The sequence below is a fragment of the Janthinobacterium sp. CG3 genome, assembly GCF_000344615.1.
GTDB lineage: Bacteria > Pseudomonadota > Gammaproteobacteria > Burkholderiales > Burkholderiaceae_D > Janthinobacterium.
This window is the reverse complement of the sequence record NZ_KB467824.1, coordinates 5,158,242-5,179,710: the sequence shown is the minus strand read 5'-3', so window position 1 is coordinate 5,179,710 and position 21,469 is coordinate 5,158,242. Positions and strand designations below refer to the sequence as shown.

At 67.0% G+C, this 21,469-nt stretch carries 19 protein-coding genes, 3 tRNA genes and 1 pseudogene; 13 read left to right on the top strand and 10 right to left on the bottom strand.

Annotated features, from left to right (window positions below):
• Window positions 1–26: 26 nt before the first annotated feature.
• Both dut and JANGC3_RS0123040 read left to right on the top strand, forming a co-directional pair.
• Window positions 27–476, top strand: coding sequence for a dUTP diphosphatase (dut, locus tag JANGC3_RS0123045; RefSeq protein WP_017878846.1), 450 nt, complete (start codon window positions 27–29; stop codon window positions 474–476).
• Window positions 477–486: 10 nt separating this feature from the next.
• On the top strand, window positions 487–1,587 hold the full coding sequence (locus JANGC3_RS0123040) for a M48 family metallopeptidase (protein ID WP_017878845.1): 1,101 nt from the start codon (window positions 487–489) through the stop codon (window positions 1,585–1,587).
• A gap of 38 nt (window positions 1,588–1,625) precedes the next feature.
• Here JANGC3_RS0123040 and JANGC3_RS0123035 read toward each other — a convergent pair whose 3' ends face one another.
• On the bottom strand, window positions 1,626–2,867 hold the full coding sequence (locus JANGC3_RS0123035; protein WP_017878844.1) for an MFS transporter: 1,242 nt from the start codon (window positions 2,865–2,867) through the stop codon (window positions 1,626–1,628).
• A gap of 117 nt (window positions 2,868–2,984) precedes the next feature.
• On the opposite strand from JANGC3_RS0123035, the gene JANGC3_RS0123030 reads away from it, so the two are divergent.
• Window positions 2,985–3,440 carry a winged helix-turn-helix transcriptional regulator gene (locus tag JANGC3_RS0123030; RefSeq protein WP_026133387.1) on the top strand — a complete coding sequence of 152 codons (456 nt, stop codon included), beginning with the start codon at window positions 2,985–2,987 and terminating at the stop codon, window positions 3,438–3,440.
• 78 nt (window positions 3,441–3,518) lie between these two features.
• Here JANGC3_RS0123030 and JANGC3_RS33380 read toward each other — a convergent pair whose 3' ends face one another.
• Window positions 3,519–3,659: a hypothetical protein gene (locus JANGC3_RS33380; RefSeq protein WP_017878842.1), complete on the bottom strand. Its 141-nt coding sequence runs from the start codon at window positions 3,657–3,659 to the stop codon at window positions 3,519–3,521.
• An 80-nt stretch (window positions 3,660–3,739) separates the two neighbouring features.
• Between JANGC3_RS33380 and JANGC3_RS0123020 the strand changes: the two genes are divergently transcribed.
• From JANGC3_RS0123020 to JANGC3_RS0123010, 3 genes are all read left to right on the top strand, one after another.
• Window positions 3,740–4,768, top strand: coding sequence for an XdhC family protein (locus tag JANGC3_RS0123020; protein WP_017878841.1), 1,029 nt, complete (start codon window positions 3,740–3,742; stop codon window positions 4,766–4,768).
• Window positions 4,769–4,860: 92 nt separating this feature from the next.
• Window positions 4,861–5,751: a DMT family transporter gene (locus JANGC3_RS0123015; RefSeq protein ID WP_026133386.1), complete on the top strand. Its 891-nt coding sequence runs from the start codon at window positions 4,861–4,863 to the stop codon at window positions 5,749–5,751.
• Window positions 5,748–6,665, top strand: coding sequence for a DNA-3-methyladenine glycosylase 2 (locus tag JANGC3_RS0123010; RefSeq protein ID WP_017878839.1), 918 nt, complete (start codon window positions 5,748–5,750; stop codon window positions 6,663–6,665). The genes JANGC3_RS0123015 and JANGC3_RS0123010 overlap by 4 nt, the downstream gene beginning before the upstream one ends.
• A 160-nt stretch (window positions 6,666–6,825) precedes the next feature.
• Here the strand turns inward: JANGC3_RS0123010 and JANGC3_RS0123005 are convergent.
• From JANGC3_RS0123005 to JANGC3_RS33940, 5 genes are all read right to left on the bottom strand, one after another.
• Window positions 6,826–6,902 (bottom strand) — tRNA-Met (locus tag JANGC3_RS0123005).
• 120 nt (window positions 6,903–7,022) lie between these two features.
• Window positions 7,023–7,099, bottom strand: a tRNA-Met gene (locus JANGC3_RS0123000).
• An 86-nt stretch (window positions 7,100–7,185) separates the two neighbouring features.
• A complete protein-coding gene (locus JANGC3_RS29910; protein WP_017878838.1) occupies window positions 7,186–9,843 on the bottom strand; it encodes an EAL domain-containing protein in 2,658 nt (885 codons plus the stop codon).
• On the bottom strand, window positions 9,840–10,253 hold the full coding sequence (locus JANGC3_RS29905; protein WP_051068340.1) for a response regulator: 414 nt from the start codon (window positions 10,251–10,253) through the stop codon (window positions 9,840–9,842). The genes JANGC3_RS29910 and JANGC3_RS29905 overlap by 4 nt, the downstream gene beginning before the upstream one ends.
• Before the next feature lie 15 nt (window positions 10,254–10,268).
• Window positions 10,269–12,767 (bottom strand): hybrid sensor histidine kinase/response regulator, encoded by a 2,499-nt coding sequence (locus JANGC3_RS33940; RefSeq protein WP_017878836.1) that lies wholly within the window; start codon window positions 12,765–12,767, stop codon window positions 10,269–10,271.
• Window positions 12,768–13,142: 375 nt separating this feature from the next.
• On the opposite strand from JANGC3_RS33940, the gene JANGC3_RS0122980 reads away from it, so the two are divergent.
• On the top strand, window positions 13,143–13,913 hold the full coding sequence (locus tag JANGC3_RS0122980; protein WP_017878835.1) for a transporter substrate-binding domain-containing protein: 771 nt from the start codon (window positions 13,143–13,145) through the stop codon (window positions 13,911–13,913).
• Between the two features lie 294 nt (window positions 13,914–14,207).
• Here the strand turns inward: JANGC3_RS0122980 and JANGC3_RS0122975 are convergent.
• Window positions 14,208–14,284: transfer RNA gene (locus tag JANGC3_RS0122975), tRNA-Met, on the bottom strand.
• A gap of 183 nt (window positions 14,285–14,467) precedes the next feature.
• On the opposite strand from JANGC3_RS0122975, the gene JANGC3_RS0122970 reads away from it, so the two are divergent.
• From JANGC3_RS0122970 to JANGC3_RS29895, 5 genes and pseudogenes are all read left to right on the top strand, one after another.
• Complete coding sequence (locus tag JANGC3_RS0122970; RefSeq protein WP_017878834.1) at window positions 14,468–15,037, top strand: NUDIX hydrolase; 570 nt, start codon at window positions 14,468–14,470, stop codon at window positions 15,035–15,037.
• A gap of 20 nt (window positions 15,038–15,057) precedes the next feature.
• Complete coding sequence (aat, locus tag JANGC3_RS0122965; protein WP_017878833.1) at window positions 15,058–15,786, top strand: leucyl/phenylalanyl-tRNA--protein transferase; 729 nt, start codon at window positions 15,058–15,060, stop codon at window positions 15,784–15,786.
• Between the two features lie 101 nt (window positions 15,787–15,887).
• Window positions 15,888–16,616, top strand: coding sequence for an arginyltransferase (locus tag JANGC3_RS0122960; RefSeq protein ID WP_017878832.1), 729 nt, complete (start codon window positions 15,888–15,890; stop codon window positions 16,614–16,616).
• Between the two features lie 179 nt (window positions 16,617–16,795).
• Window positions 16,796–17,836 (top strand): quinone-dependent dihydroorotate dehydrogenase, encoded by a 1,041-nt coding sequence (locus JANGC3_RS0122955; protein WP_026133385.1) that lies wholly within the window; start codon window positions 16,796–16,798, stop codon window positions 17,834–17,836.
• Window positions 17,837–17,847: 11 nt separating this feature from the next.
• Window positions 17,848–18,893, top strand: a pseudogene (locus tag JANGC3_RS29895) (aldo/keto reductase).
• 24 nt (window positions 18,894–18,917) lie between these two features.
• Here JANGC3_RS29895 and JANGC3_RS29890 read toward each other — a convergent pair.
• A complete protein-coding gene (locus JANGC3_RS29890; RefSeq protein ID WP_017878829.1) occupies window positions 18,918–19,709 on the bottom strand; it encodes a HoxN/HupN/NixA family nickel/cobalt transporter in 792 nt (263 codons plus the stop codon).
• Window positions 19,710–19,998: 289 nt separating this feature from the next.
• On the opposite strand from JANGC3_RS29890, the gene JANGC3_RS0122940 reads away from it, so the two are divergent.
• Window positions 19,999–20,502 carry a hypothetical protein gene (locus tag JANGC3_RS0122940; RefSeq protein ID WP_017878828.1) on the top strand — a complete coding sequence of 168 codons (504 nt, stop codon included), beginning with the start codon at window positions 19,999–20,001 and terminating at the stop codon, window positions 20,500–20,502.
• A 22-nt stretch (window positions 20,503–20,524) separates the two neighbouring features.
• Here the strand turns inward: JANGC3_RS0122940 and JANGC3_RS0122935 are convergent, their stop codons facing one another.
• Window positions 20,525–21,457, bottom strand: coding sequence for a CysB family HTH-type transcriptional regulator (locus JANGC3_RS0122935; RefSeq protein ID WP_017878827.1), 933 nt, complete (start codon window positions 21,455–21,457; stop codon window positions 20,525–20,527).
• Window positions 21,458–21,469 lie beyond the last annotated feature (12 nt).

The window sequence follows — 21,469 nt, the reverse complement described above, 5'->3', positions numbered from 1 at the left end:
CCCCTACCCTAGCACGAGAAGCCACTATGAAAACCATCGACGTCAAAATCCTCGACCCGCGCATGCGCGAACAGATGCCGGCCTACGCCACCCCGGGCAGCGCCGGCCTCGACCTGCGCGCCTGCATCGACGCGCCCATCACCATCGAAGCCGGCCAGACCGTGCTGATCCCGACCGGCCTGGCGATCCACGTCGGCGACCCGTCCTACGCGGCGATGATCCTGCCGCGCAGCGGCATGGGCCACAAGAACGGCATCGTACTGGGCAATCTGGTAGGCTTGATCGATTCCGATTATCAAGGCCAGTTGATGGTCTCGACCTGGAACCGCGGCCATAGCGCGTTTACCCTCAACCCGATGGAACGGCTGGCGCAGTTGATCATTGTGCCGGTGCTGCAAGTGGGCTTTAACATTGTCGAGGAATTCGACACAAGCGAACGCGGTGTTGGCGGCTTCGGCAGCACTGGAAAACAATAAGGAAGTATCGATGCCTGGTCACGCCCCCGCTGTAGCACTCCGATTCCGCGCCCCGGCCGCCGCCCTGCTGGCGACGCTGCTGGGCGCCTGCTCGACCCCGCCCGTCTACACCGACGAGCGCGCGCCGCTGCAGCCGCCGCCGCGGCCGGGAATGGCCGCGCCGGTGGTGACCCAGCGCATGCTGGCGGCGCAGGAAACCGTCGCCAGGATGGTCGGCCTGCAGGAACGCCTGTACAAGGTGGCGGCGCCGCTGCTGATCAACAACGCCGACCTGTGCAAGAACCAGGCGCGCAACCTGCTCGGCTTCACCGCCAAGAACAAATACTCCTACCCGGGCGAGTTCGCCGACGCCTCGCGGGCGGCGCTGGGCTATAGCGACATGCTGCAGGTGTCGGGCGTGCTGGCCGGCAGCGGCGCGGCGCGCGCCGGCCTGCGCAAGGGCGACGGCCTGGTCGCGGCCGACGGCAAGGTGCTGCCGCGCGGCGCCAACGCCGAAACCCAGGCGGCCGGCATCTTCGGCCCGCTGGTGGCCAGCCGCGCCACGTTGACCATGACCATCGCGCGCGACGGCGCCGACCAGAAGCTGAGCGTGCCGGTGACGCGCGCCTGCGCCTTCCGGGTCGACCTGGGCAACGCCGACAACGTCAACTCCTACGCCGACGGCCAGCGCGTCATGCTCACCCGCGGCATGATCAACTTCGCCCAGAACGACGAGTCGATCGCCTACGTGATGGCCAAGGACATGGCGCACAACATCCTCGCCCACGCCACCGCGCAGCGCGCCACCGGCACCCTGGGCAGCATCATCGAGAACCTGAACAACGTCGCGCCCGACCTGTCGATGCTGATCGGCAGCGGCGGCGTCAAGCCGATGCCGCAGGAACTCGACGCGGCCGCCGACAGGCTGGCGCTGTACCTGCTGGCGCGCGGCGGCTACAACATCAACAACGCCGCCAGCTTCTGGCAGCGGCTGGCGACGGCCTACCCGGCCAGCGTGCTCAACGGCTACACCGCCAACCATCCCGGCGTCGCCTTCCGCGTCGCCGCGATCAACAAGACCGTTGCCGAGATCAAGGCCAAGCAGGCCAGCAAGACCGCGCTGCTGCCGTAACGCCGCCGGCGCGCCGCTGATCGAATTGCTTTCATTTGTTACATCAGCGCGTCGCCGTCCTTCGGCATGCAACACAAGGTCAGCATCCAAAACACCAACGCCGCCAGGCTGACGCCGGCCCCAAGCAGGCAGACGCCGGACCAGCCCGCCGCCGCGTAGACATGGGTGGTGGCAATGGCGCCCAGCCCGCTCCCCACCGTGTAGAACATCATGTAACAGGCAACGACGCGGCTATGCGCGTCGGCGTGCGCGCTGAATATCATGCTCTGGTTGGTCACGTGAATGGCCTGCCCGGCGAGGTCCAGCACGACAATGCCGACAATTAAGGCCCACAGCGAGGTGTCGGTGAACGCCAGCGGCAGCCAGGCCGCCAGCAACAGCGCCAGCGCGACCCCGCTGGTCCATTGCCCCAAGCCGCGGTCGGCCAGTTGCCCGGCGCGCGCGGCGGCCAGCGCCCCCACCACGCCGACCAGCCCGAACGCGCCGATCGCCGTGTGCGACAGCGCGTGCGGCGCCGCACTCAGGGGCAATACCAGCACGGTCCAAAAAATACTCAGCGTAGCGAACATCAGCATGGCGATCACGCCGCGCACCTGCAACACCCGGTCGCGCCACAACATGCGCAACATCGACGCCAGCAATTGCGCATACGTCAGCTTGACGGTGGTCGCGGCCTGGCCCGGCAGCACCCGCGCCAGGATCGCCAACAACACCAGCGCCAAGGCCGCCGCCGCAAAATACACCGCGCGCCAGCCGGCCAGGTCGGCCACCAGGCCGGCGACCGCGCGCGCCAGCAGCAGGCCTATCATGACGCCGGCTTGCGCGGCCCCGACCACCCGCCCGCGCTCGGACGGCGCCGCCATCGTGGCGGCGTAGGCGATCAAGCCTTGCGTCATGGCGGTGCCCAGCAAACCCAGCGCCAGCATGCCGCCGAGCAGGAAGGAGGTGTTGCCGGCCAGGCCGACCGCCACCAGCGCCGCACACAGCAACGCCAACTGGACGATGGTCAGGCGGCGCCGGTTCAGCAGATCGCCCAGCGGCACCACGCACAGCAGCGCCAGCGCGCAGCCGACCTGGGTCGCCGCGATCACCATGCCTACGGCGCCGTGGCTGATACCGAACTCGCGCGCCAGCGCGTCCAACAGCGGCTGCGCGTAATACACGTTGGCGACGCTGAATGCGCTCGCCACCGCAAACAGCAGCGTCAGGTAGCGCGGCATGGCCGCGGCGGGCGCCGGCTGGCGGGCGCCGACGGCGGCCCGGGTGGAGTATGTGGACATGGCGTCTCCCGGCTCGGTCAATGTGGTTTTAAATTGAAACTGGTTGAAGCATACCGATACAAGTATTAAAATGCAACCACTTTGATTGAATGCGGCACGCCCGCGGGGGGGGGGGAAATGGCTAAGCGGCAAGAGTTAAGGATGGATGCGTGCCCGGTGGCGCGTGCGCTGACCGTGGTCGGCGATCAATGGTCGCTGATGATCGTGCGCGACGCGTTTGACGGCGTGCGGCGCTTTGGCGTGTTCCAGAAGAATCTTGGCGTCGCCAGGAACATCCTGGCGGACCGCCTGCGCAAGCTGGTCGAGAACGGCATTCTGGACATGGCGCCGGCCTCGGACGGCACCGCCTACGGGGAGTATGTGCTCACGCCCAAGGGGCTGAGCCTGTTCGGCGTGCTAGTCAGCCTGCGCCAGTGGAGCGAGGCGCATCTGTATGGCGCCGGCGAAAGCCATTCCACCATGGTCGAGCGGGACACCGGCACGCCGGTTCCGACCATGCGGCTAAGCCGGCCCGACGGGCGGGTGCTCGGCCCCGCCGATACCGTCGTCAACAAATTGCCGGTGTTGCCGTGAGCGTGTCGTAGGTTGGATGAGCAGAGCGTAATCCGACGCCGAGCCGCCGCCGACGCCGGCCGGGTTAGCTGAACGGGCCTAAAAGTTCGGGAAGTCGGGGAAAAACACCCCCATCACCCACGTCAGCGCGGCGCAAAACACCACGGCGGCGAACAGCACGATCAACAGGCGCCCGAACTTCGGGTTGCCGTCGTCTTCTTGGTCTGTGTTCTGTGTCATTTTTACTCCCAGCAAGCTTTCGGAGCGCGTAGTATATTCCATGCTTCGCCCGACCACCCGGCATGGAGCCCTTTCGCGCAATGGACAGCATCGACCTCGAAGTGTTGAAGAGCAGCGCCGCCTGGCTGGCGGCCGGCCACCGCTGCGAATTGGTCACCGTGACCAAGACCTGGGGGTCGAGTCCGCGCCCGGTCGGCGCCACGCTGGCCATCTGCGACGACGGCCGCGTGGTCGGCTCGGTCTCCGGCGGCTGCATCGAGGACGACCTGATCGACCGGGTGCGCCGGCACGGCATCCGCCGCCGCGCGCCAGAGCTGGTCAGCTACGGCATCACGGCCGACGAGGCGCAGCGCTTCGGCCTGCCCTGCGGCGGCACCATCGAATTGGCGATCGAGCCGCTGACGCCGCGCAGCGCCGTGGCCGAACTGCTGCAACGCCTGGAGCGCCACGAACTGGTGGCGCGCCGGCTCGACCTCGACAGCGGCGCCGTCACGCTGGCGCCGGCCGGCCCCGGCGCCGCGCTGCAACTCAACGGGCGCGTGCTGACCACCGTGCACGGCCCGCGCTGGCGCCTGCTGATCATCGGCGCCGGCCAACTGTCGCGCTTTCTCGCGCAAATCGCCATGGCGATGGACTACCACGTCGTCGTCTGCGACCCGCGCGAGGAATACCGCGGCGGCTGGCAACTGCCCGGCGTCGAACTGGTGCACGCGATGCCGGACGATCTGGTGCTGGCACTGCGGCTGGACCGGCGCAGCGCCGTCGTCGCCCTGACCCACGACCCCAAGCTGGACGACCTGGCGCTGATGGAGGCGCTGAAATCGGACGCCTTCTACGTCGGCGCGATCGGCTCGCGCCTGAACAACGGCAAGCGCCGCGAGCGCCTGCTGCAGTTCGACGTCAGCGCCGAGCAACTGGCGCGCCTGCACGCTCCCATCGGCCTGTACATCGGCAGCAAGACGCCGGCCGAGATCGCCATATCGATCCTGGCCGAAATGACCGCCGTGAAAAACGCCGTGCCGGCGGCGCTGCAAATCGGCCACGCCGCCGCCCTGGCCGCGCCGGGCGAGACGCCGTGCGCGCGGGCCTTCACCGAACGCATCGACTAAGCAATCCAAGCGCGCAGTTCAATAGCAAGAATCGGCTGGCGCCCTGGCGGCGCCGGTAGCACACTTCACCTTTGGCAAATGAAAGACACGACATGAAAGCAGCCGACTCCCTCAGGCTCATCCTATTGGCCGCGATCTGGGGCGCCTCCTTCCTGTTCATGCGCATCGGCGCGCCCGTGCTCGGGCCGGCCGTGCTGATCGAATACCGGGTCGGCTCGGCCGCCGTGTTCCTGGCCGTGATCGGCTTCGTGCTGAAAAAACCGCTGGGCCTGCGCCAGCACTGGCAGCACTTCATGGTGCTCGGCTTCTTCAACTCGACGCTGCCGTTCATGCTGTACGCCTACGCCGCCACCAGCCTGTCGGCCTCGGTGCTGTCGGTGCTGAACGCCACCTCGCCGATCTGGAGCGCGCTGATCGCCGCCGTCTGGAGCCGCCACGCGATGGCGCCGCGCACCCTGCTCGGCCTGGTGCTCGGCCTGGGCGGCGTGGCCCTGCTAGTCGGCTTCGACCACGTCTCGACCCAGGCCGGCGCCGGCGTGGCGATCTGCGCCGGCCTGCTGGCGGCCTTTTGCTACGGCATCGCCACCACCTACGCCAAATCGGCCAAGGCGGTCGAGCCCTTCGCCAACGCCCACGGCAGCATGTGGGCCGCCGCGCTGATGGTGCTGCCGGCGCTGCCGTTTTTCCCGGCCCCGGCCAGCCCCAGCGTGGGCGTGATGGCGGCGGTGCTGGCGCTCGGCGTGCTGTGCAGCGGCGTCGCCTTCCTGCTGTACTTCCGCCTGATCCACGACGTCGGCGCCACCTCGGCGCTGACGGTGACGTTCCTGATACCGGTGTTCGGCATCCTGTGGGGCTGCCTGTTCCTCGGCGAGGACTTCGGCTGGCACACCGTGGCCGGCTCCTCCATTGTCATCGTCGGCACCGCGCTGGTGACCGGCTTCCGCCCCAGCCTGGCCTGGCTGCGCAAGCCGGCCTCGGTATGAGCGGCGGCGACGGCGTCAACGTGCGCCAAGTCGCCATCGCGCTGCCGCCGGGCTACCGCCTGCAAGACGTGATCGCCTTCCATAGCCGCGACAGCGAAAGCGTGGCCGAACAGGTCGGTCCGCAACGCCTGCGCAAGGGCGTGCTGCTGGACGGCGCCGCGGTCGAACTCGACATCGCCTTCGGCCCGGGCATGGCCGAGTGCAGCGTGCGCGCCGACGCCGCGCTGTCGGCCGGCGCCGCCGCGCAGGCCGGGCAGGCCTTGCACAACATCCTCGGCCTGCGCATCGATCCGCAACCGTTCGCCGATTTCGTCGGTGGCGACGCGCTGCTGGCGCCGCTGGTGGCGGCCCAGCCCGGCCTGCGCATCGTCCAGTCGGCCAGCGCCTTCGAAGCGTTGACCTGGGCCATCATCGGCCAGCAGATCAACCTGCCTTTCGCCATTGCGCTGCGCCGCACCTTCATCTTGCAGGCGGGCCGCCAACACAGCGGCGGCCTGTGGTGCTATCCCGAGGCGGTCGACGTCGCCCGGCTCGACGTGGCGCAACTGACCGCGCGCAAATTCTCGCGCGCCAAGGCGGAAACCCTGCTGCGCCTGGCGCGCCTGGTCGACGACGGCGCGCTCGACCTGGCGCTGGCGCCGGGCGGCGACGTCGGACCGGTCTCGGCGGCCTTGCTGGCGGTGAAGGGAATCGGCCCGTGGACCGTCAACTACGCGCTGCTGCGCGGCTACGGCTACGCCGACTGCTCGCTGCACGGCGACGTCGCCATCCGCGCCGCGCTGCAAGCGCTGCTGGGCGAGCCAAGCAAGCCGGACATGGCGCGCACCGAGCAATGGCTGGCGCGGTACCGGCCCCACCGCACCATGCTCGCCGCCCACCTGTGGGCCAGCCTGTACCAGCGCCCGCACGAATAATCAAGCTTGCCCTTCATCGTATCAGGCCCGCAATGGACTAGTTTCGTCCGTCCGGTGAGCCACCGCATCGGCCGGCTCGACGGCGCGCTGGCGTAAAAATCGTCGGCGCAAAAACCAAAAAGCCGCCGACTCTTTTGCAAGAACCGACGGCTTCAATATTTGGTTGCGGGGACAGGATTTGAACCTGTGACCTTCGGGTTATGAGCCCGACGAGCTGCCAGACTGCTCCACCCCGCACAAGAATTATATACGCTGGCGCCGCTCAGGGCAATAGCCATGTCCGGATTACCGGCAAGAGGCGCCGGAAAAACCAAAAAGCCGCCGGTTCCTTTTGCAAGAACCGACGGCTTCGATATTTGGTTGCGGGGACAGGATTTGAACCTGTGACCTTCGGGTTATGAGCCCGACGAGCTGCCAGACTGCTCCACCCCGCACAAGAATTATATAGGCATTTTCCGCAATGCGCAATGGCCAACTCCCGCCTCCACGGAAAGCCGCGGCTTCGGTGCCGCCGCCCGCCTCAGGACGACTGCATCCAGCCGATTTCCTGGCCGATTTCCTGGCCGATTTCCTGGCCCAGTTCTTTGCCCATTTCCTGGCTCCCGGTCTCGCCGGCTGCCGGCGCCTCGCCGCCCTCCTCGCCGGAGGTCTCCAGCGGCACGTCGTGCAGCAGGCGGTAATGGCGGAAGGCTTCACGTATGTTGTCGCGCAACAGCTTGTTGTCCCATGGCTTGGTGTAGAAACGGTAGATGGCGCCGCGGTTGATCGCCTCCATGATCGACTCGAGGTCGGTGTAGCCCGACAGCACGATGCGCAGCGTCTTCGGGTACAGTTCCTTGACGCGGTCCAGGAACACCGTGCCGTTCATCGCCGGCATGCGCTGGTCGCACAGGATCACCTGCACCTCGTGCAGCGCCAGCAGCTCGAAGCCCTCGGCGGCCGACTGCGCCGCCAGGATATGGTAGCCGTCCTGGCGCAGCAGGCGCTGCAGCGTGGACAGGATATGCTCCTCGTCGTCGACCAGCAACAGCGTCTGGCGCGGCGCGCGCGCCTCGGAGGCCTGCGCCGGCAGGCGCTTGCGCTCGCGCAGCACGCCCTCGATGTCCTCCAGCGCCAGCGGCCGGCTGAAATAGAAGCCCTGGATCTGGTCGCAATGGTGGCGCCGCAGGTAGGACAGCTGGGCCGCCGTCTCGACCCCTTCGGCGATCACCTCCAGCTTCAGGCTGTGGGCCATGCCGATAATGGCCAGCACGATGGCGGCGTCGTCCGAATTGGTGGTGACGTCGCGCACGAAGGCGATGTCGATCTTGATCTTGTCGATCGGGAAGCGGCGCAGATAGGCCAGGCTGGAGTAGCCGGTGCCGAAGTCGTCGATTGAAATCTGCACGCCGCGGCCCTTGAGCTTGCGCAGCGTGTCCATGGTGCGCTCGGTGTTGGCCATCAAGGAACTTTCGGTCAGCTCCAACTCCAGCAGGTCGGGCGAGATGTCGTTCTCGCACAGCGCCGCGCCGACCTCCTCGTCCAGGTCGCCCTCGACGAACTGGCGCCCCGACACGTTCACCGACACCTGCACCGGGCCGACCGCGCCGCGCAACCACAGGCCGATCTGGCGGCAGGCGCTGGCGATGACCCAGTTGCCTACCCGCACGATCAGACCGGTCTCTTCCAGCATGGGGACGAAGTCCTGCGGCGGCACCAGCCCGTGCCCCGGCCGCTGCCAGCGCAGCAGCGCCTCGACGCCGGACATGCGCCCGGTGCTGAGCGTCACCTTGGGCTGGTACACCAGTGAAAACTCGCCGTTCTCGAGCGCCCTGCGCAACGCGACCTCCAGGTCCAGCCGCGCCAGCACCTCGGCGTTCATCTGCGCGGTGAAGAAGCGGTAGGTGTCGCGCCCGGCCTGCTTGGCCCGGTACATCGCCGTGTCGGCGTACTTGACCAGCGTGTCCGGGTCGGCCGCGTCGTCCGGATACAGGGTGATGCCGACGCTGGCGGTGACGCTCATTTCGTGGCCCTTCAGCGCGAACGGCGCGCGCAGCGCGTCGCGGATCTTGGTGGCGACCTGGACCGCCCCCTGCGGCCCCTCTTGCATGACCAGGATCACAGCGAACTCGTCGCCGCCGAGGCGCCCGACGACGTCGCGCGCGCGCACGCACTGCACCAGGCGGCTGCTGAACTGGCCCAGCAGCTCGTCACCGACCGCGTGGCCGAGCGTGTCGTTGAAGTTCTTAAAATAATCGAGGTCGATGAACAGCACGCCGATCTGCCAGCCGCTCAGTTCGGCCTGGACCAGGGTTTTCTTCAATGTCTCGTAGAACAGCGTGCGGTTGGGCAGGCCGGTCAGCGCGTCGAAATGGGCCATCCGGTGCAGCCGCAACTCGGCCTCCTTGCGCTCGGTGATGTCGCGCGCCACGCCGACGATGATCCAGTCGTCGCCGAAGCGCTGGGCCTGCCGGTTGACCTCCACCTGCAGCATCGAGCCGTCCTTGCGCCGCAACTGGGTTTCGCTGAAGCCGCCGACGCTGGCGCCGCCGATGATGGCGTCGTACATCGCCGCCAGTTCGTCGCGGCTGCCGCCGCCCATCTGCGACGGCCCCAGCGCGAACAATTCCTCGCGGGCGTAGCCGAGCATCTTGCAGGCGGTGGCGTTGACTTCGACGAAGAGCATGCTGCGCCGCTCGACCAGCATGATGGCGTCGGCGGTGGCGTCCATCGCCGTGCGGAAGCGTTGTAGCGAGACCGTGCGTTCCCGCACCTGGCGCTCGAGGATCGCGCTGTAGCTCTGCTGGAAGTCGCTGAAGGCCTTCAGCCGCAGCAGGTTGCGCACCCGCAACCACAGTTCGGCCCGGTCCACCGGTTTGCTCAGGAACTCCTCGGCGCCGGCGTCGAGCCCGGCCAGGCGGGCGCCGCGGTCGTCCCGCGCCGTCACCATGATGATCGGGATGGCGCTGGTGGCCGGGTCGGCCTTGAGCAGGCGGGCCAGCGCGTGGCCGTCCATGTCCGGCATCATGACGTCGAGCAGGACCAGGTCGGGCGGCTGCGCGGCGATCGAGCGCAGCGCCTCGGCGCCGCTGGCCGCGGTCTGGGTCAGGTAGCCCTCGGGCCGCAGCAGCGCCTCGAGCAGGCGCCGGTTCTGCGCCTCGTCGTCGACGACGAGGATGGTGGCGGCGCGCGCGCTCACGGCGCCAGCTTGGACGATGGACTCCCGCCGGCCGCCAGTTGCTGCGACTTCAGTAGCAGCGTGTCGATGGTCGCGTACAACTCCTGGTAGCGCAGCGGCTTGGCGATGTAGGCGTCGCAGCCGGCCAGCTGGCTTCTTTCCCGGTCCGCCTTCATCGCCATCGCCGTCAGCGCGATGACGGGGATGGCGGCGGTGGCCGGGTCGCCCTTCAGCAGGGCGGTCGCCGCCAGCCCGTCCATGCCCGGCAGCTGGATATCCATCAGGATCAGGTCGGGCAGCTCGGCGCGCGCCAGCGTTAAACCGGTTTCGGCGTCGGCCGCGCACAACACCGCGTGGCCGGCGTTCTGTAACAACAGCACGGACAGCTTCATGTTCGCCGCGTTGTCTTCCACCATCAATATTCTCGCCATGTCCCGCCCCTTGCACTATGACAGCAACGCGCGCCGGACCTCGGCCATGAAGCGCAACTGGTCGAACCCCGGTTTCTCGATAATATGGATAGGCTGGGCCAGCTTGCTGTTGAGTACGCTACGGTCTTGCTCGGTGATCAGCTTGGCCGTCACCACCAGCACCGGGATCTGCGCGGTGGCGTCGTGGCGCCGCAAGGCCTCGACGACGTCGAAGCCGTTCACCTCCGGCATCATCAGGTCGAGCAGGATCAAGTCCGGGCGCAGCCGTTGCGCCAGCGCGATCGCCTCGGCGCCGCCATACGCGCGCGCCACCGCGTAGGCCGGCCCCGGCAGGAACGCGGCGATCACCTCGACGGCCTTGGGGTCGTCGTCGACGATCAGCACCGTGTGGACCTGGTCCGGCGTCGGCAGCAGGCCGAGGCTGGAAAGCGAACTCTTCAACTGAGCCCGGCTGATCGGTTTTTGCAGCACGGCGGCGGCGCCGCCGGCCAGCGCCAGATGCTTGTCGACGCTGCCGGAGATGATCACCACCGGCACGCGCGCCAGGGCGCCCGCTTCGCGCAGGCGCCGCAGGAATTCCCAGCCGTCGATGCCGGGCAACATCAAGTCGAGCGTGATCAGACTCAGCGTATGTTGCGGCGCCAGCAACAGCGCCGCCTCGGCGCTGGCGGCGATCAGCACGGTGAAGCCTTCGGCCTCGAGCAGCAGGCGCACCAGCTCGGCGGCGCGCTCGTCGTCTTCGACCACCAGCGCGGTGCGCCCCCCCGCCGCGCCGGCCGCCGCCGCGGCGGCCCGCGGCGCGGCGGCGGCGGCGGCGGCGCGCGCCTGCCGGCGCAGCGGCAGCCAGACGGCGAAGCGCGCGCCCTCGCCCTCGGCGCTGGCCACCGCCGCCGTGCCGCCGTGCAGTTCGGCCAGTTGCTTGACCATCGCCAGGCCCAGGCCGGTGCCCTCGAACTTGCGCGCCAGGCTGCTGTCGATCTGGCTGAAGGCCTGGAACAACTTGCCCATATCGCGCGACGAAATGCCGATGCCGCTGTCGCCGACGCAAATTTCCAGGAATTCGTTGAACTCGCTGTCGGCCAGCGCGAAGCCGTGCACCGGCCACGGCCCCGGCAAGACGCCGACCTGCTGGCGCGCGACCCGGCGCGCGCTCAGGGTGACGTTGCTGCCCTCGGCGCCGAACTTGACGGCGTTCGACAGCAGGTTGTAGACGATCTGCTTGGTCTTGCGGATGTCGAGCAGCGGCTCGCCCAGGTCGCCGGCGACGTCCAGCGTCAGGCTGATGCGCTGGGCCGCCGCCTTTTCCTTGACGATCGACAGGCTGCTCGAGAGCAGGCCAAGGGGCTCGACCGGGTCGAGCTCAAGCGCCATCATGCCGGCCTCGACCTTCGACAGGTCGAGGATGTCGTTGATCAGGGACAGCAGATGCTGGCCGCTGGTGAAGATGTCGCCGATGTATTCGTGCTGGCTGTCGCTGAGCGCGCCGATCAGGCCGTCCTTGAGCGCTTCGGAAAAGCCGATGATGGCGTTGAGCGGCGTGCGCAACTCGTGCGACATGGTGGCCAGGAACTCCGACTTCATCCGGCTGGCGTGCTCGAGTTCGACGTTTTTCTCGTGCAGCGCGCGCTCGAATCGCTTGCGCTCGGTGACGTCGCGCGCCGACGCGAACACCCCCTGCAGGGTGCGGTCGCGGTCGTGGAAGGTGGCGGCGTTGTACGACACCACGGTTTCGTCGCCGTTCAGGGCGCGCACCGTCAACTCGTAGTCGCTGACCTTGTTTTCCTTGAGCACGCGCTTGATGGCGGCGTCGGCCTGCAACGGGTCGGTGAAGAAGTTCTTGCTGGGCGCGCCGATCAGCTCGTCGCGGGTGCGCCCGGTCAGCGCGATCATCTGCTGGTTGACGTCGGAAATGATGCCCTGCGGGTCGGTCATCATCAGCGCGTCGATGTTCGACTCGATCAGCGAGCGGGTGTAGAACTGCTGGTCGCGCAGGCGCTGGTCGAGCACCGCCTGGGCCGCCTCGACCTGCTTGCGGGCGGTGTTGTCGGTGCCGATCAGCAGGTAGCCGAGCACGCTCCCGCCGGCGTCGCGCAGCACCGTCACCGAGACCACGGCGGGAAAGCGGCTGCCATCCTTGCGCACGTAGGTCAGCTCGTACATGTCCTCGATGCCGCGCGAGGCCTTGAACACCAGCGCCTCGAAACCGGGGCTGATGGGGGTGCCGTATTCATCGCTCAGGCTGCTGGCGCGGGCGACCAGTTCGTGCGGATCGGAAATGTCGGCCGGCGTGATGCGGTTGACGATGTCGACCGCGTCGTAGCCGAGCATGCGCTCGGCGCCGACGTTGAAAATCTGGATCACGCCGCGCTCGTCGGTGGCGATGCTGGAGAAGTAGACGCTATTGAAAATGGCGTCCTGCAGGGCGCCGGTCTTGATCAGCGCCTGCTTTTTTTGTAGCGCGCCGGCGACGCCGTCGCCACCCCCGGCGCTGTCGCTGAAAACACTGGTCGGCATAAGCGCTTCCTCTAGCTCGATGAAACAGGGGGAACCAGTGCGACCCGCCTTCCGGGCGGACCTTGCGCGAATTTCCATCAGAAAATTTGCACCACTTGATAGTAGGCGCAATCGCATCAATTGCACAAGCATATCGAAGAAACTCGTCCACCATTGTGGTCGGAAACGCCGGGCGGCAATCTCGCCAATAATCACAACAGGGGGAAGCGGGTGGCCGCAAGGCCACTTGGCGCGGGGCCGGCACGCGGCGCAAGGCGGCGCCACTACCTGGAACATGGCATGAATTGGCGGAATCTCCCCGGCGCGCGCCCGTCGCCCGCACAGCCGCGCCCAGGTCTGCTATCCTCGCTGCACCCGCCCCTATCTGACGCGACAATGAAATTCGGCTTCGCCCCCCTCGCCCTCGCGCTTCTTTACGCCACGCCGGCGGCGGCCGCGCCGATCACCGTCGCCTGGCGCGACAAACCGCCCTACCACTACACCGACGACGGCGAGGAGAAGGGTTTCCTGCTGGAGCGCGCGCAACAGGTGTTCGCCGCCGCCGGCGTCGACAACCGCTTCGTCACCGAGCCGGCCAAACGCATCTGGGCCAATTTCCACGGCGGCAAGCCCAACTATTGCTCGATCGGCTGGTACCGCCTGCCCGAGCGGGAACGCGTGGCCCAGTTCAGCGCGCCCTTCCACCTCGACCCGCCGCACACCATCCTCATCGCGCCCGGCGCCGTCGCCCAGGTGCGCGCCCACGCCACGCTGGCGTCGCTGCTGGGCGATATGCACCTGACCATCGGCATCGTTGACGGCGTCTCCTACGGCGCCGACATCGACGCCCTGATCGCGCACGGCGCCAACCAGGTGGTGCGGCGCACCGTCGACCCCACCGCGATGATGCGCATGCTCACGGTCGGGCGCGCCTCGTTCATGTTCCTCGACCGCGAGGACTGGGAGTATTACCGCCAGCGCGACGCCAGCCTGCGCAACACCGTGCGCCACGATTTCCCCGACATGCCGCCCGGCCTGACCCGCCACATCGCCTGCAGCCGCGACGTCGCGCCGGACGTCATGGCCAGGCTGAACCGGGCGATCGACCGCGTCAGCAAGGCGCGCCCGGGCGCCAGCGCGCACGCCGGCCCGGCGCGGCAGCATTAACGCCGACCCGGCCCGACGCCGGGCCGGCAAACGACAAGCGGAAACGGGGCGGAAAAACCAACAACGCCGATCCGCTTGCAAGTGTAAAAAGGTGCGGACACAGAGCCATATGCCACTCGGGCATCGCCGCAGCGGGTCGTTTGACGCGTGTATAGGACTACAGCCATAGCAAGTATATCGACTGGCTTGTCTAGCCTACACGGGGAGAGCGCTATGGGGCCGCGACCGATGCCGGTCTTGCGGAAAAACCAAAAAGCCGCCGGCCCTTTTGCAAGAACCGGCGGCTTCGAAATATGGTTGCGGGGACAGGATTTGAACCTGTGACCTTCGGGTTATGAGCCCGACGAGCTGCCAGACTGCTCCACCCCGCAGACGTATTATAGGCGAGATCGTAAACTTAGGCAATATCTATCTAAAAATCGACCGCAATAGCACCCGATTGCCCGCGCTAGCCCTGCCGGCACGCATGATCAGACGCAGGGCGCCGTGCTGAATGCGCCGCGGTGCGCGCAATCGGTGTAAAGTAAGCACTAAACCTACTTTTGCCATTGCCCATGAAATTTTGCTCCGAATGCGCCCATCCCGTTGAACTGTCGGTCCCGACCGGCGACAACCGCCCGCGTTACGTCTGCGTCCACTGCGCCACCATCCACTACCAGAACCCGAAAATGGTGATCGGCTCGATTCCGGTGTGGGAACAGGACGGCCAATTACAAATTCTGCTGTGCAAGCGCGCGATCGAACCGCGCTACGGCTACTGGACGCTGCCCGCCGGCTTCATGGAAAACAATGAAACCACGGCCGACGCGGCGCTGCGCGAGACGGTCGAGGAAGCCGGCGCCAACATCGAGCTGGGCGGCCTGTTCACCCTGCTCAACGTGGCGCGCGTGCACCAGGTCCACATGTTCTACCTGGCGCGCCTGCGCGATCTCGATTTCGCGCCCGGCATCGAAAGCCTGGACGTGCGCTTGTTCAGCGAGGCCGAGATCCCCTGGGACGACCTGGCCTTCCCCACCATCCGCACCACGCTGGAACTGTTCTTCTCGGACCGGGTCAAAATACGCGAGGGCGGCAGCCATGGCTTCCACACCCTCGACATCGACCGGCCGATGCGCGCCGGCTGAGCGCCAACCCGAACGCGCCGATGATTCCCTGGCTCGATCCGCACACGCCCTTCCCCGACGTCTCGCAGGCGCTGACGACCGACGCGCCTGGCCTGCTGGCCGCCGGCGCCGACCTGTCGCCGCAGCGCCTGCTGGCGGCCTACCGGCGCGGCATCTTCCCCTGGTTTTCCGAGGGCCAACCCATCCTCTGGTGGAGCACCGACCCGCGCATGGTGCTGATGACGGCCGAGCTGCGCGTCTCCGACAGCCTGAAGAAGGCGCTGCGCCGGGTCGCCCGCAGCGCCGCCACGGACGGGCGCTGGCAGGTGCGCTTCGACAGCGACTTCGAGGCCGTCATGCGGGCCTGCGCGGCGCCGCGCAAGGACGGCCCCGGCACCTGGATTTCCGACGAGATCATCGCCGGCTACACCGGCTTGCACCGGCTCGGCTACGCGCACTCGGCGGAACTGTGGCTGGACGGCGAGCTGGTCGGCGGCGCCTACGGCGTCTCGATCGGCCGCATGTTTTACGGCGAGTCGATGTTCGCCCGCGTTACCGACGGCTCGAAGATCGCGCTGGCCTACCTGGTGCACTTTCTGCGCGGCCACGGCGTGGCGATGATCGACTGCCAGCAGGAAACGGCGCACCTGGCCTCGCTGGGCGCGGCGCCGATTTCGCGCGCGCGCTTCCTGGCGCACCTGGCGGCCAGCATTGAAGAACCGCAAATAGCCGCGTGGCAGCCGCTTGCGCCGCTCGGCGCCGTGTTATAAATTGAGTGCGCCGCGCCACGGCGGCGCGCAAGGGATATGATACAAAAACGGCGGTGGCGAAGCGCCACATTTGCCGTTGCAACCGCACCGATAGGACGTGCATGACGCATCTCAATGACCTGCCCTTCTCGACGCTGCAGTTTTACACCACCGCGCCGTATCCGTGCAGCTACCTGGACGACCGCCAAGCGCGCTCGCAGGTGGCCACGCCGTCGCACCTGATCAACGTCGACGTGTATTCCGAGCTGGTCAAGAGCGGCTTCCGGCGTAGCGGCATCTTCACCTACCGGCCGTATTGCGACGGCTGCCAAGCCTGCATCCCGGTGCGCGTGATCGCCGCCGAGTTCGCGCCCAGCCGCGGCCAGCGCCGCGCCTGGGCGCGCCACGCCACGCTGCGCGCCAGCGTCGCCACGCTGGCCTTCCTCGACGAACACTACGAGCTGTACCTGCGCTACCAGAGCACGCGCCACTCCGGCGGCGGCATGGACCAGGACAGCCGCGACCAGTACGCCCAGTTCCTGCTGCAAAGCCGGGTCAACACGCGCCTGGTCGAGTTCCGCGAGCCCGACGGCGCGTTGCGCATGGTCAGCATCATCGACGTGCTGGCCGACGGCCTGTCCTCGGTGTACACCTTTTTCGACCCGGACGTGGCCGGCGCGTCCTTCGGCACCTACAACGTGATGTGGCAGATCGCCCAGGCCGCCGAACTGCAACTGCCGTACGTCTACCTCGGCTATTGGATCGAGCAAAGCCCGAAAATGGCCTACAAGATTAACTTCAAGCCGCTTGAGGCGCGCATCAAGGGCGCCTGGGGCTTGCTCGGCGCCTGATGCCGCTCAGTTGAGCGGCTTTTATCACCCGGCTCTTTGCATTGGCTTGGTTTTGACGTCGCCGGCCGGCGCATGCTTTCGACCGGGCGGCGCGCAAAAGCCGGTAAAATGGCGGCAAACACCACAGCGGGCCGGACCGGCCACCGCGCACCGCGCCCGCCTCAACCAAGACTGCCCCCATGTCCGAAAAATTCCTGTATTCCCTCGCCCGCCCCTTGCTGTTCGCCATGGACGCGGAAGCGGCCCACCACTTCACCCTGCCGGCGCTGAAGCGCGCCGCCGCGCTGGGCCTGACCCGCCTGGTGAAAAAGCCGCGGGCCGATCCGCGTAGCGTGATGGGCATCACCTTCCCGAACCCGGTCGGCCTGGCCGCCGGCCTGGACAAGGACGGCGCCTTCATCGACGCGCTGGCCGACCTCGGTTTCGGCTCGATCGAAGTGGGCACCGTGACGCCGCGCGCGCAAGCGGGCAATCCGACACCGCGCATGTTCCGCCTGCCGGCGGCGCACGCCATCATCAACCGCATGGGATTTAACAACGGCGGCGTCGACGCCTTCGTCGCCAACGTGCAAGCGTCGCGCTTCTACCAGAACCGCGCCGGCGTGCTGGGTCTGAACATCGGCAAGAACGCCGACACGCCGATCGAGCGCGCCGCCGACGACTACCTGCACTGCCTGGAAAAAGTCTACCCCTACGCCAGCTACGTGACGGTCAACATTTCGTCGCCGAACACCAAGAACCTGCGCCAGTTGCAGGGCGCCTCCGAACTCGACGCGCTGCTGGCGCAACTCAAGGACGCCCAGGCGCGCCTGGCCGACCAGCACAAACGCTACGTGCCGCTGGCGCTGAAGATCGCCCCGGACATCGACGGCGAGCAGATCAAGACCATCGCCGACTCGCTGATCCGCCACAAGATCGACGGCGTGATCGCCACCAACACCACCCTCAGCCGCAGCGCCGTCGACGGTATGCAGCACGGCGCCGAGGCCGGCGGCCTGTCCGGCGCGCCGGTGTTCGAACTGTCGAACACGGTGATCCGCCTGCTCAAGGCCGAGCTGGGGAGCGCCTTGCCGATCATCGGCGTGGGCGGCATCATGCGCGGCGCCGACGCCGCCGCCAAAATCGACGCCGGCGCCCAGCTGGTACAGTTGTACAGCGGCCTGATCTACGCCGGCCCGGCGCTGGTGCGCGACTGCGCCGACGTTCTGCGCGCCAACTAAGGGGACGCGCCATGCAAACAACCACGCTCGGCGACAGCGACCTGGCGGTCAGCAAAATCTGCCTGGGCACGATGACCTTCGGCGAGCAGAACAGCGAAGCCGAGGCGCACAGCCAGCTCGACTACGCGCTCGAGCGCGGCGTCAACTTCATCGACACGGCCGAGATGTATCCGGTCATGCCGCGCGCCGAGACCCAGGGCCGCACCGAAAGCTACATCGGCAGCTGGCTAAAAAAAGCGGGCGCCGCGGCGAGGTGGTGCTGGCCAGCAAAGTGGCCGGGCCGAATCCGACCATGCACTGGGTGCGCGGCGGCAAGAACGACTTGGACGCGGCCAATATCGGCGCCGCCGTCGAGGCCAGCCTGCGCCGCCTGCACACCGAGCATATCGACCTGTACCAGTTGCACTGGCCCAGCCGCAACGTGCCGATCTTCGGCGCCAACGCCTTCGAGCCGCGGGCCGAGCGGCCCGCGGCCGCCATCGAGGACACGCTGGCGGCGCTGGGTCGGCTGATCGAACAGGGCAAGATCGGCCACATCGGCGTGTCGAACGAATCGTCGTGGGGCGTGTCGGAATTCGTCAAGCAGTCCGAGCAGAAGGGCTTGCCGCGCATCGCCACGGTGCAGAACCTGTACAACCTGACGGCGCGCAATTTTGAAACCAGCCTGATGACCGAAACCTGCTTCCGCGAGCACGTCGGCCTGCTGGCCTACAGCCCGCTGGCGTTCGGCCAGCTCAGCGCCAAGTACCTCGACGACCCGAAGGCCAGCGGGCGGCTGACGCTGTTCCCGCCGACGTGGAGCCCGCGCTACCTGCGCCCGGCCGTGCTGGCCGCCACCGCCCGCTACGCCGAGCTGGCGCGCGCCAACGGCATGACGCCGGCGCAGATGGCGCTGGCCTGGTGCTATTCGCGCTGGTTCGTCGCCTCGACCATCATCGGCGCCACCACCCTAACGCAGCTGAAGGAAAACATCGACGCCTACGCCACGCCGCTGAGCGACGACGTCGCCGCCGCCATCGACGCCATCCACGCCAGCCTGCCCAACCCCGGCCAGTAAACCACAGGACGAAGGACGGGCCCCTCAGTCGAAGGTCAACTTTTTGCTCGCTGTCCACCAATACGCAAAAAGCAAGAGCGCGGACATGCAAAGTCCGGCAATGGTGAACACGGTGTCGGTCAATTCGATGCTCGGATAGTAGCGCGCGGCAATGCTGTACAAGGCCACGCCGAAAGCGAGTATCACCACCGCCCAAGCAACACAGCGTCGATAACGCTGGGCGTCGGCGCCATGCGCCGAGCGCTGCAACATCCGGTACATCAACCGGCCGTCGAGCGTGTCGGTTAGTACCATGCCAACGGTAAATGCCAGGCCGGCTGCCAACGCCATATACGCGCCGCTCGATGACGTGGCGGCGTAGCCCCACACCGCGGCCTGTGTCGCGGTATCGAACACCAATGCAAACACCACACCCACCGAAAAAATGGCAAATGGATGGGAACTATCCTGCAGACGCCGGGGCACAAAGTATCTTTTCCATCCGACCGCCTGGTAAGGTCCGGGGATCAGCAATGCGCGCAGGTTCAAGGTTCCGACGACGAGCAACAAGACAACCGGAAGCCAATCAAGCAAGGCGGTGAAGGACGGGGGAAACTGGAGATCGCTGGTCAGAAAGCTCAGGCCAACGGCAATCGCTGTCACCGTTAAGCCATGTCCAGTGGCGAACAGCGTTCCTATCCACGGCGCCGTACGTGGTCGTTGCGTCGAGCAGCGAAAAGTCATCGCGTCGATCATTGCTACATGGTCTGGGTCGAGGCCGTGCCGCATCCCCAGAACGAACATCATCAGCATCGCTGACAAAAAGCCATTTTCCATTCATTGACCAATCATTGCGGTACAAGGTGAATTGCCCACGAAATAGTATCTATTCCGCCGGCGCTGTTGGCGTGTTGCAGCGAGACGCCTTACCGCCCGGCTCAACGCTTGGGTTGGTAAGTAAAGTCGGCGCCGCGACGCAGTTGTCAGATTTCTCAATTTCACGATCGCTCGTTATTGATAATGCTTTATCATTATCGTATACTTGCTTGTGCTTTCGCAACCATTTATTTGGGGAATGAGGAGGCGCGTGCTTGCTGCGCGGGTAGTTGCGCCGCGGAGGCGGTTTGTGTCTACTGGCGTACGCCATGGTCGTGGCGAGGCCGGCTTCGGCAAGTACCGGGAAGGCGACGGCGGGCAGCGCTCGCTGAAGGGCTCGGCCGGCTTGGCCCTCGACGACCAGGGTTGGCTGCGGGTGGCGGCCGAGCTGGCCGAGCGCGACGCCACCAACCGCGCCGGCGCCGACGTGCGCAATCCCAAGGAGCCGCGTTACAGCCGGGTCAACCAGCGCTTCGGCGACCCGGACAGCAAACCGCGCAGCGCCTTCGCCAACGCCCAGTACCGCCTGAGCGCCGGCAACTGGAACGCGCACCCGATGGTGGCGCGCTACGGCAGCTTCACCGACAACGTCACCGACCGCTATCCGCGGCAAGTGATGGCGCAAAACAACCTCGGCGGCACCCAACCGTACAGCGTGTTCGCGCCGAACGGTTCAACGGTCGTTACTTCTACGCCAAGGCGGGCTACGCTTGGTAAGTGTACGGTCGCCGCCAGGCACCGCCGGCGCCGCTGATTTCAAGCGACGGCCAGCGCCGTCAAGCCGCCTCCTCGCCGTTCATCGCGCGGTCGATGTCGTCGCGGCTCAGCTCGGGGGCGAACTGCAGGATGAACTCGTAGGCGTACGAGCGCAGATAGGCGCCGCGGCGCACCGCCAGGCGGGTGGTGTTGGCGGCGAACAGATGCGAAGCCTCGACCGCGCGCAAGCCCTTGTCGCGGCCGTGGTCGAAGGCCATCGAGGCGACGATGCCGACGCCCAGGCCGAGCGCGACGTATTGCTTGATGACGTCGGAATCCATCGCCGTCAGCACGATGTCGGGCTGCACGCCGGCCTTGGCGAAGGCGGCGTCGATGTGGCCGCGGCCGGTGAAGCCGCGGTCGTAGGTGATCAGCGAGAACTCGGCCAGGTCTTCCAGGCGGATCGGACCGCGCGCCAGCAGCGGGTGGCCGTCCGGCACCACGATCAGATGGCTCCAGCGGTAGCACGGGAACGATACCAGGTCGGGGAACTGGCTCAAGCCCTCGGTGGCGATGCCGATGTCGGTCTTGCCCGACAACACCCATTCGGCGATGTGCTCCGGCGCGCTCTGCTGCAGCGCGATGCGCACGTCCGGGAAGGCGGCGCGGAAGCCCTGCACCACTTTCGGCAGCGCGTAGCGGGCCTGGGTGTGGGTCGCCGCCACCGACAGCGTGCCGCTGGTTTGGCCGCTGTACTCCAGGCTGGCCTGCTGCAAGTTCTCGGCCTCGATCAAGAGCCGGTCGACGATCTTCAAAATGCCCTTGCCCGGCTCGGTCAAACCGGTCAGGCGCTTGCCGTTGCGCTCGAAAATCACCACGCCCAGCTCGTCCTCCAATTCACGTATCTGGCGGCTTACCCCAGGTTGCGAGGTAAACAGCGCATTCGCCACTTCGGTCAGGTTGTAACCGCGGCGCGCCGCCTCGCGTATCGAACGCAATTGTTGAAAATTCATTGCCAACTCCCA